Origin of the sequence: Pseudomonas sp. 2VD, assembly GCF_005503585.1 — a bacterium.
Lineage (GTDB): Bacteria > Pseudomonadota > Gammaproteobacteria > Pseudomonadales > Pseudomonadaceae > Pseudomonas > Pseudomonas aeruginosa.
The window spans coordinates 1-10,205 of the sequence record NZ_SCND01000224.1 but is presented as its reverse complement, the minus strand read 5'-3'; the positions used below and the strand labels follow the sequence as shown (position 1 = coordinate 10,205).

Sequence of the window (10,205 nt, the reverse complement as noted above, 5' to 3'; positions counted from 1 at the left end):
ACTCGGCTTTGTTGTAGATTGAGCGCGAAGAGCGCCCATCCTCGTGGGCCAGACACTTCTCGATCCAATCGCGGTTGAAGCCGATTTCGTTCAGTAGCGTCGAGCCGGTACGACGCAGGTCATGGACGGTAAATGGCTCCAACGGTAGCCCAGCGGCCTTGGCACGTTCAGCCACGATCTGCGTAACGCGGTTCAAGGTCGCGTTCGACATACAGCGGTCGGCGTCATAGCGCGAGGGCAGCACGAACTTGGAACCGGCTGCGCAGGTGTGCAGCGCTATGAAGATGTCGAGAGCCTGGCGGGATAGATAAACCACATGGGGGTTGCGTCCCTTCATCCGGTGCTTCGGAATAGTCCATGTCGCACTCTCGAAGTCGACCTCATCCCAGGTGGCCTGGATCAGTTCGCTCTTGCGAACCAGTGTCAGCAAGATCATGCGCAGCGCCAACCGGATCGTCGGATAGGTAGCCACCGACTCCATCTGCCGCGACATCAGCCGGATTTCCAGCGGTGACAGCGAGCGATCCTTGGGTACGAAGGTCGCAATGGACGCAGCGCCCACGTCTTCAGCTGGGTTGTCTACCTTTTCGCCGTGCAGGATCGCAAAGGCATAGATCTGCTTCACGATGTCGCGAACATGCACCGCGGTGGCGGGTGCCCCGCGGGCCTTCACCTTGTTGCAGAGAGCACGCAGATCATCGGCGGTGATCTCGTTGAGTTGCCGGTTCTCGAAAGCGGGAAGGATGTCACGATCGACGATGCTCTTGCGCATGGCCCTTGTGCTGTCGGCCATTCGAGCACCCACAAGCCACTTTCCAGTCAGCTCGCCGAAAGTTTTCGCGGCGGTTAGCCGGCGCTTCTCGCGCTGTTTTTCCAGAGCAGGTGACTTGCCTTGTGCGACGGTCTTTTTGGCATCAATCAGCTTTTCGCGAGCTAACGCCAGAGAAATACCGGCAGGTCCGTACCTGCCGATCGTCAGAGTTTCGCGACGTCCGTTGAGACGGTAGTCGTAGCGGAAGGTGACGGTACCGCTGGGCGATACCGTTACGTACATCCCGTCGCGATCAGAAGCCTTATAAATCTTGGACTTAGGCTTGAGGTTCCGCAGTGCGGTGTCGGTAAGCATCGAGGTTTTTCTCCTGTTTCTTGACGGCTTTTACCGTCAGGGGCCAGGAGACCTGCTGATGCCGGGAAAGCCGCATGAAACAAGCTTTCCCGAGCAGACCTTTACCGTCAAAGACGGTTTAGGTCTGGATAGTGAACGGGACGGTCTTAATCCGGCCTTCAGTTCTTACCGCCAGTTCCACCGCCAACCTGTTCTGCTGGCCTGCGATAGTCACCGATAGCGGCCGTAACATATTTGCTTTTAAATCAACACGTTACGGCGTCTTTTCGATAGCTGACGATAGTCCCCGAAGGACCTGATTTCACTCCCACTCGATAGTCGCCGGCGGCTTGCTCGACACGTCGTAGGTGACCCGGGAGATACCGGCGATCTCGTTGATGATGCGGTTCGAGACCTTCTCCAGCAGTTCATAGGGCAGGTGCGCCCAGCGCGCGGTCATGAAGTCGATGGTCTCCACCGCGCGCAGGGCGACGACCCAGGCGTAGCGACGGCCGTCGCCGACCACGCCGACCGATTTCACCGGCTGGAACACCACGAACGCCTGGCTGGTCTTGTGGTACCAGTCGAAGGCGCGCAGTTCCTCGATGAAGATGTGGTCGGCCTGGCGCAGCAGGTCGGCGTACTCCTTCTTCACCTCGCCGAGGATGCGCACGCCCAGGCCCGGTCCGGGGAACGGGTGGCGGTAGACCATGTCGTAGGGCAGGCCCAGCTCCAGGCCGATCTTGCGCACTTCGTCCTTGAACAGTTCGCGCAGCGGCTCGACCAGTTCGAACTGCATGTCCTCCGGCAGGCCGCCGACGTTGTGGTGCGACTTGATCACGTGGGCCTTGCCGGTCTTGGCGCCGGCCGACTCGATCACGTCGGGGTAGATGGTGCCCTGGGCGAGGAACTTCACGTCCTGCAGCTTGGTGGCTTCTTCGTCGAAGACTTCGATGAAGGTGCGGCCGATGATCTTGCGCTTCTCTTCCGGGTCGGCGACGCCGGCCAGGCGACCGAGGAACTTGTCCTCGGCGTTGGCGCGGATCACCTTCACGCCCATGTTCTCGGCGAACATGGCCATCACCTGGTCGCCTTCGTGCAGGCGCAGCAGGCCGTTGTCGACGAACACGCAGGTCAGTTGGTCGCCGATGGCCTTGTGCAGCAGCGCGGCGACCACCGAGGAGTCCACGCCGCCGGAGAGGCCGAGCAGGACCTTGGAGGAACCGACCTGGGCGCGCACGGTGGCGATGGCGTCGTCGACGATGTTCGACGGGGTCCACAGCGCGGCGCAACCACAGATGTCGAGGACGAAGCGCGAGAGAATGCGCAGGCCCTGCTTGGTGTGGGTGACTTCCGGGTGGAATTGCACGCCGTAGTAGGCGCGGGCATCGTCGGCCATGGCGGCGATCGGGCAGCTCGGGGTGCTGGCCAGGATGTGGAAACCGGCCGGCATCTCGGTGACCTTGTCGCCGTGGCTCATCCACACGTCGAGGCCGAGCACGCCGTCGTCGTCCACGTGGTCCTCGATGCCGTCCAGCAGGCGCGCCTTGCCGACCACGTCGACGCGGGCGTAGCCGAACTCGCGCAGGTCGGAGCCCTGCACCTTGCCGCCCATCTGCTCGGCCATGGTCTGCATGCCGTAGCAGATGCCGAACAGCGGCACCTTCAGGTCGAACACCGCCTGCGGCGCGCGCGGGCTGTCGGCTTCGTGCACCGACTCGGGACCGCCGGCGAGGATGATGCCGCGCGGCGCGAAGGCGATGATCGCCTCGTTGCTCATGTCGAAGGGATGGATTTCGCAATACACGCCGATCTCGCGCACGCGGCGGGCGATCAGTTGGGTGTACTGGGAGCCGAAATCGAGGATCAGGATACGGTGGGCGTGAATGTCTTGGGACATGGCCATCTCTCGCTACGGAATTCGAAAACGACACGGGGCTGAATCGAACAGCCCCGTGCAGCACTCATTTCAATCAGCCTCAACCAACCCGGTAGTTGGGGGCTTCCTTGGTGATCTGGACGTCGTGGACATGGGACTCGGCCATGCCCGCGCCGGTGATCCGGACGAACTGCGGCTGCGTGCGCATCTGCTGGATGTCGGCGCTGCCGGTGTAGCCCATGGCGGCGCGCAGGCCGCCCATCAGCTGGTGGACGATGGCGGACAGGGCGCCCTTGTACGGCACGCGACCCTCGATGCCTTCCGGCACCAGCTTCTCGGCGCCGGCGGAGGCGTCCTGGAAGTAGCGGTCGGACGAGCCCTGGGAGCCGGACATGGCGCCCAGCGAACCCATGCCGCGGTAGGACTTGTAGGAACGGCCCTGGAACAGCTCGATCTCGCCCGGCGCTTCCTCGGTACCGGCGAACATCGAGCCCATCATCACACAGTAGGCGCCGGCGACCATGGCCTTGGCCAGGTCGCCGGAGAAGCGGATGCCGCCGTCGGCGATCAGCGGTACGCCGGTGCCTTCGAGGGCGGCGGCGACGTTGGCGATGGCAGAGATCTGCGGCACGCCGACACCGGCGACGATGCGGGTGGTGCAGATCGAGCCCGGACCGATGCCGACCTTGACCGCGTCGGCGCCAGCCTCGGCGAGGGCCTTGGCGGCCTCGGCGGTGGCGATGTTGCCGCCGATCACCTGGACGTCCGGGAAGGTCTGCTTGACCCAGCGCACACGCTCGATCACGCCCTTGGAGTGGCCGTGGGCGGTGTCCACCACCACCACGTCGACCCCGGCGGCGACCAGCGCGGCAACGCGCTCGCCGGTATCGGCGCCGGTGCCGACGGCGGCGCCGACGCGCAGGCGGCCCTGCTCGTCCTTGGACGCCAGCGGGTAGGTCTTGGCCTTCTCGATGTCACGGAAGGTCACCAGGCCACGCAGGTAGAAGTTCTCGTCGACTACCAGCATCTTCTCGATGCGGTTCTCGTAGAGCTTGGCCTTCATCTCTTCCAGCGGGGTGCCTTCGCGGGCGGTGACCAGCTTGTCCTTCGGGGTCATGATCGCGGCGACGGTATCGCCGGCGTTCGGCTTCACCCGCAGGTCGCGACCGGTGACGATACCGACCAGTTCGCCCTGCTCCACCACCGGGAAGCCGGAGAAGCCGTACTCGCGGGCCATCTGCAGCAGTTCGATGATCTTGGTCGAAGGGGTCACGGTGACCGGGTCGCGGACGATGGCCGTCTCGTGCTTCTTGACCTTGCGGACTTCCGCGGCCTGCTGCTCGATGCCCATGTTCTTGTGGATGATGCCGATGCCGCCTTCCTGGGCCATGGCGATGGCCAGGCGGGCTTCGGTCACGGTATCCATCGCGGCGGATACCAGCGGGATGTTCAGTTCGATGCCGCGGGTCAGGCGAGTTTTCAAACTCACGTCCTTGGGCAGGACTTCGGAATAACCGGGGATCAGAAGGACGTCGTCGAAAGTCAGGGCTTCTTGACTGATTCGCAGCATGGCGGGCGCTCCCAGACGGGAAAAATGGAAGCGCGACATTATACCCAGCCACGCGCTTCCGCTCAACGCAGTTGATCGCCGAAAACGGCGAATGGGCAAATATCTTGCAAGGCGCCCGCCAGGCCCCGTTCCGCCTGTCCTATCCCGCATTTGCAGGATGGCAGCGCGGCGGCGGATGGCCGGATACTGCGTACGTCACCCAGCGACCGCCCAGGCGGCGGGACGCCGATTCCAAGAACTATAAAAGTGGGACGGGGGAGAGAATGAAAGGGAGCACTGACCCGCATTCGTCATCCGCAGCCTTGCTCGCGGCGTTCGGCGCCGCCGTGCTGGACATCAACCGGCTGGCGCGCGACAAGACCCTGGAGCGTTTCCATCGCACCGCGCTGGAACGTCTGCAGCAACTGGTGCCGTTCCAGCGTGCCTGGTGGGGCCGCGCGGCGCTGATCGACGGCGTGCCGGTGGAGCACAGCGCACATCTGTTCAACCTCGAAGAGCACTATGTCGAGGACTGGAAATCGATCAGCCACGACGACATCACCGTCGGCCTGGTACACGCCCACCCGGGCACCGCCGTGGCCGTCAACATGCAGGCCACCGCCGGGCTGCGCTGGCTTGGCGCGCGTCACGACATCGGTGAGTTGCTCTGCGTGATCCACGTCGACCCGATCACCCGCCTCAGCGACCATGTCGCCCTCTATCGCACGCCTGGCGGCCCGCCCTTCGCGGAACAGGAGAAGCTGCTCCTCGGGCAACTCTCGGCGCACCTGGCCGCGGCCGTCTCGGCCAACCAGATCCGTACCCTGGTGGCCCTGCGCGAATCCCTCGAACGCCAGGCTCTGGCCATGGCGGTATGCGACCGCTACGGCGTGCTGCATTGCGCCGAACGCGGCTTCGTCGACCTGCTGCTCGACGCCTGGCCGGGCTGGACCGGTCCGCAGCTGCCGGAGGAAACCAGCCCGCAGGGCTATCGCGATGCGCGCCTGGTGATCGACTCGCGGCAGGTCGGCGACCTCTACCTGCTCACCGCGCGGCAACCGAGCGCGATCGAACAGTTGAGCAATCGCGAAGGCGACGTCGCCCTGCTGTTCAGCGAAGGCAAGACCTACAAGCAGATCGCCCGCCACCTCGGCCTGGCGCCGAACACCGTGCGCCATCACATACGCACCATCTATTCCAAGCTCGGCGTCAACGACAAGGCGAGCATCGCCCACCTGCTGCACCAGTTCCCGCCTGGCTGACAGCCCTCCACCCCTGCCATCACCGCTTCGACCGCCCCGCCAAGGGCGGCATGGGCGCCCTTTCGCCTGCGAAAAGGCGCAACCACCACCGGCGCGACGAACGCCGGGCACACAACGACCGGGGAGACCGTCACATGACCCACCGCACCGCCTCGATGGCCGTACCGACCGCCAGCGCCCTCGCGCTGCTCGGCATCCAGCTCCTGCTGGGCGCCGAGGCCGGCGCCGCCGACCTCAACGCCCGCGACTTCTTCGGCGCCCCGGCGGGCACCACGCTCGGCGTACTCTACCTGCCGGCGACCCGCGCCCACGAGTTCCACGGGCCGGCCGATCGCAACGGCAAGGCCGAACTCAAGACCAACGCGGTGGCCTACCGCCAGGTGTTCTTCAGCGACATCTGCGGCACTCTCTGCACGCCGCAGTTCATCATTCCCTTCGTCGACATCGATGCGCGCCTGCCCGGCAGCGCCGGGCATACCGGCGAGGCCGGTTTCGGCGATCCCCAGGTCGGCGGCACCCTGTTCTTCATCAACGACCCGGAACGGCGCCGCTACAGCGGCCTGCTGACCCTGATCACCCTGCCGCTGGGCGAGTACCACGCGAAGAACCCCGATGTCTCGCCCGGCGCCAACCGCTGGGGCGCCACCTTCGTCTACAACTACACCCAGGGCATCGGCCGCGACTGGGTGCTGGAAGCCAACCTGGAAGCGCAGTTCTACGCGAAGAACGACGACTACTTCGGCAGCGACCTGGAGCAGAAACCGCTCTATCGCCTGCAGGCCTTCGCCTCCTACGACTTCAGCCAGAGCACCTACGGCGCCCTCAAGCTGGTGCACGCCGATGGCGGCGAACTGAAGCTGCAGGGCCATACCCTCGACGACACCCACCAGCGCTACACCCAACTCGGCTTCGAGCTAGGCCACTGGCTGGACCGGCGCAACAGCCTGATGCTCGGTCTCTCGCGCAACGTCGCCACCGACAATGCGTTCCATGGCAGCCAGGCCCTGTTGCGCCTGGTCCATGTGTTCTGAGGAGGCGCAGCCATGAACGCTTCCGACAAGACCCTCGCCAGCGCCTCTCCGGCGTCCGGCAACCTCGCGCTGCTCGCGGCCATCGTGGTGTTCGCCGCGATCACCCCGACCATCCTGATGACCGCCCCCGCCGTCGCCGCGCAACTGGCGGCCCAGTGGCAACTGAGCCCGGCGCGGGTCGGCGACCTGTTTTCGGTGGAGCTGGGCGCCATGAGCCTGGCGACGCTGCCGGCCTTCCATTGGCTGAAACGCGTCGATTGGCGCCACGCGGCGCTGCTCGCCGGCCTGCTGTTCATCGCCGCCAACCTGGCCTCGGCGCTGGCCGGCAGCTACCCGCTGCTGCTCGCCCTGCGTTTCTGCAGCGCCCTCGCCGGCGGCTCGCTGATGATCCTCTGCCTGTCCAGCGCCGCCAGCACCGCCACCCCGAGCCGGGTCTACGGGCTCTGGGTGATGGGCCAACTGGTGGTCGGCGCCGTCGGCCTGGCACTGCTGCCGGCGCTGTTCGAACGCTTCGGCCTGGCCGCCTGCTACCTGTTGCTGGCCGGCCTGATGGGCCTCGCCCTACCGTTGTCGCGGGCCTTCCCCAGTGGCAGCCCGCCAGCGGAAGCCCGCGCCAGTACCGGCGCGGTTCACTCGCGACTGCGGGTCGGGCTGGGTATCCTCGCCGTGCTCACCTTCTATATCAGCCTCAGCGGCGTCTGGACCTTCATCGGCGCCATCGCCGAAGGCGCGGGGATCGGTGCCGGCGCCAGCGGCGAGGTACTCGCCGTCGCCACCCTGATGGGCATCGCCGGGGCGGCCTGCGCCTCCTTCATCGGCAACCGCCTGCCGCGCGACCTGATGCTGCTCGGCGGCTACCTGGCGATGGCCGCGGCGATCCTCCTGCTGATCGGCCAGCCACCGCTGGCGCGCTTCGCCCTGGCCGCGCTGCTGTTCAAGTTCACCTGGACCTTCGCCCTGCCGTTCATCCTCGCCTGCCTCGCCGATCTGGACCGCTCCGGCCGCCTGATGAACGCCTCCAACCTGGTCATCGGCGGCGGGCTGGCCATCGGCCCGGCGCTGGCCGGACGACTCATCGAAAGCAGCGGCGGTTTCCTCCCGCTGCTGCCGATCGCCGCCGGCCTGGCCGGCCTCTCGCTGCTGCTGGCCCTGGCCTGCCGGCCACGCTGAAACCCTTTCTCGAACCACGGATACCCGCCATGACCCGACGTACCGCTTTCTTCTTCGACGAACTCTGCCTCTGGCACGCCGCCGGCCCGCACGCGCTGACCCTGCCGGTCGGCGGCTGGGTGCAACCGCCTGCCGCCGCCGGACACGCCGAATCACCGGAAACCAAGCGCCGGCTGAAAAGCCTGCTCGACGTGTCCGGCCTGACCGCCCGCCTGCAACTGCGCAGCGCACCGCCGGCGAGCGACGAGGACCTGCTGCGCGTGCATCCGGCGCACTATCTGGAACGCTTCAAGGCGTTGAGCGACGCCGGCGGCGGCAGCCTCGGCCAGGACGCGCCGATCGGCCCAGGCAGCTACGAGATCGCCCGACTCTCCGCCGGCCTGGCCATCGCCGCGCTGGACGCGGTGCTCGCCGGCGAGGCGGACAACGCCTACTCGCTGTCGCGGCCGCCAGGTCATCACTGCCTGCCGGACCAGGCGATGGGCTTCTGTTTCTTCGCCAACATCGCCGTGGCCATCGAGGCGGCCAAGGCGCGCCACGGCGTCGAGCGGGTCGCGGTGCTGGACTGGGACGTGCACCACGGCAACGGCACCCAGGCGATCTACTACCGGCGCGACGACGTGTTGAGCATTTCCCTGCATCAGGACGGCTGCTTCCCGCCTGGCTACAGCGGCGCCGAAGACATCGGCGAGGATCGCGGTCGTGGCTTCAACCTCAACGTGCCGCTGCTTCCCGGCGGCGGTCACGACGCCTACATGCAGGCCATGCAACGCATCGTGTTGCCGGCGCTGGAGCGCTTCCGCCCGCAATTGATCGTGGTCGCCAGTGGCTTCGACGCCAACGCGGTGGACCCGCTGGCACGCATGCAACTGCACAGCGACAGCTTCCGTGCGATGACCGCGATGGTTCGCGACGCGGCCGAGCGGCATGCCGGCGGACGCCTGGTGGTGGTCCACGAAGGCGGCTACTCGGAAGCCTACGTGCCGTTCTGCGGCTTGGCTGTGATCGAAGAACTCAGCGGCGTGCGCAGCGCGGTGCGCGACCCGCTGCGCGACTTCATCGAGTTGCAGCAGCCCAACGCGGCGTTCCGCGACTTCCAGCGCCAGCGCCTCGAAGAGCTGGCCGCACAGTTCGGCCTGTGCCCGGCGCAGCCGCTTCAAGCGGCCAGGTAGCGCCCGACCAGCGCCAGGCCGCTGCACAGCACCAGCCAGGTGACCAGGCGGACGAAGGCTTCACGCGACAGACGCAGGGTCACCCGACGGCCGATCCACAGGCCCAGCGCCATGCCCGGCAGCAGGCAGGCGGCGAGCAGCCAGGGCTCGCGCGCGGCATACAGCCCGCCGAGCAGGAACAGCCCCAGGCGGACGAAGGTGCTACAACCGATCAGCGCGCTCTGGGTGGCGCGCATCTGCTCCTTGCTCGCCAGGCGTCCGTTCAGGTACAGCGAATAAAGGAAGCCGCCGCTGCCGAACAACGCGCCGAACAGCCCGCCGAAGACACCGAAGGGCAACGCCCAGGTCGCCCGCCAGCGCGGCTGGCCGCGTGGCTGGAGGAACAGCGCGTAGAGCGCATAGAGACTGACGAACACGCCGAGGGCCAGCATCAGCAGCTCCGAGCGTAGCGCCAGAAGTCCGTACGCCCCGAGCGCACAGCCCAGCAGCATGCAGGGCAGCAGACGCTTGAGCTCAGTGACGGCGATCTGCCGCCGCGCCGGCAGCCAGTTGCCGAACGACGCGCTGAAATCCAGCAGGACCAGCAGCGGAATGATCTGCGACAGCGGCAGCACCCCGGCCAGCAACGGGCCGGCGACCAGCGCGGTGCCGAAGCCGGCGATGCCGAACACCACATAGGCGAGGACGATGGCCAGTTCGACCAGCAGCCATTGCCATAGGCTGAACGGCAGGGCGGCGAACAGGACTGACGGATCGAGCGAGGACATGGCGGCTTCCGGAACGACGACCTGCGCACTCTAGCGAGCGCAACGGCACGCCAGCCAATACAATCCGAGTCCTGTAGCCATCTCGAAAAGGCATGGAAAGTCTTCCGATGATCTCTTTGCGGCAACTCCATTATTTCGTCGAAATCGTCGAGTCCGGCGGCTTCAGCCGTGCCGCCGAACGCCTGTTCGTCGCCCAGTCGGCGCTCAGCCGGCAGGTGCGCGAACTGGAGGACAGCATCGGCACCCCACTGCCTGTCTCTTATACCATCT

The 10,205-nt window shown here is 66.3% G+C and carries 10 protein-coding genes; 6 read left to right on the top strand and 4 right to left on the bottom strand.

What is annotated here, in order from left to right; genetic code table 11:
* Positions 1-1,126: tyrosine-type recombinase/integrase (locus FFS27_RS21495; RefSeq protein WP_137952198.1), on the bottom strand; the 1,126-nt coding region annotated here is incomplete at its 3' end.
* On the opposite strand from FFS27_RS21495, the gene FFS27_RS33315 reads away from it, so the two are divergent.
* The gene (locus FFS27_RS33315; protein WP_171019214.1) at positions 1,113-1,346 is read left to right on the top strand and encodes a hypothetical protein; all 234 of its coding nucleotides are present in this window, start codon (positions 1,113-1,115) and stop codon (positions 1,344-1,346) included. The two genes, FFS27_RS21495 and FFS27_RS33315, sit on opposite strands and share 14 nt — an antisense overlap.
* Positions 1,347-1,427: 81 nt before the next feature.
* On the opposite strand, the gene guaA is transcribed toward FFS27_RS33315, so the two are convergent.
* Positions 1,428-3,005 carry a glutamine-hydrolyzing GMP synthase gene (guaA, locus tag FFS27_RS21490; protein WP_003105901.1) on the bottom strand — a complete coding sequence of 526 codons (1,578 nt, stop codon included), beginning with the start codon at positions 3,003-3,005 and terminating at the stop codon, positions 1,428-1,430.
* Positions 3,006-3,084: 79 nt separating this feature from the next.
* Positions 3,085-4,554 carry an IMP dehydrogenase gene (gene guaB / locus FFS27_RS21485; protein WP_003092702.1) on the bottom strand — a complete coding sequence of 490 codons (1,470 nt, stop codon included), beginning with the start codon at positions 4,552-4,554 and terminating at the stop codon, positions 3,085-3,087.
* Positions 4,555-4,817: 263 nt separating this feature from the next.
* Between guaB and FFS27_RS21480 the strand changes: the two genes are divergently transcribed.
* The 4 genes from FFS27_RS21480 to FFS27_RS21465 all read left to right on the top strand — a co-directional run bounded on the left by FFS27_RS21480 (position 4,818) and on the right by FFS27_RS21465 (position 9,168).
* Entirely contained in the window at positions 4,818-5,795 is a 978-nt protein-coding gene (locus FFS27_RS21480; protein ID WP_021265198.1) for a helix-turn-helix transcriptional regulator, read from the top strand.
* A gap of 134 nt (positions 5,796-5,929) precedes the next feature.
* On the top strand, positions 5,930-6,826 hold the full coding sequence (locus FFS27_RS21475; protein WP_003137876.1) for a transporter: 897 nt from the start codon (positions 5,930-5,932) through the stop codon (positions 6,824-6,826).
* A gap of 12 nt (positions 6,827-6,838) precedes the next feature.
* Positions 6,839-7,996 (top strand): MFS transporter, encoded by a 1,158-nt coding sequence (locus FFS27_RS21470; RefSeq protein WP_015502438.1) that lies wholly within the window; start codon positions 6,839-6,841, stop codon positions 7,994-7,996.
* Between the two features lie 29 nt (positions 7,997-8,025).
* Positions 8,026-9,168 (top strand): class II histone deacetylase, encoded by a 1,143-nt coding sequence (locus tag FFS27_RS21465; protein WP_003113816.1) that lies wholly within the window; start codon positions 8,026-8,028, stop codon positions 9,166-9,168.
* On the opposite strand, the gene FFS27_RS21460 is transcribed toward FFS27_RS21465, so the two are convergent.
* A complete protein-coding gene (locus FFS27_RS21460; protein WP_021265199.1) occupies positions 9,153-9,935 on the bottom strand; it encodes a sulfite exporter TauE/SafE family protein in 783 nt (260 codons plus the stop codon). The two genes, FFS27_RS21465 and FFS27_RS21460, sit on opposite strands and share 16 nt — an antisense overlap.
* A 107-nt stretch (positions 9,936-10,042) precedes the next feature.
* On the opposite strand from FFS27_RS21460, the gene FFS27_RS21455 reads away from it, so the two are divergent.
* The coding region (locus FFS27_RS21455; protein ID WP_137952197.1) for a LysR family transcriptional regulator at positions 10,043-10,205 on the top strand (163 nt) is incomplete at its 3' end.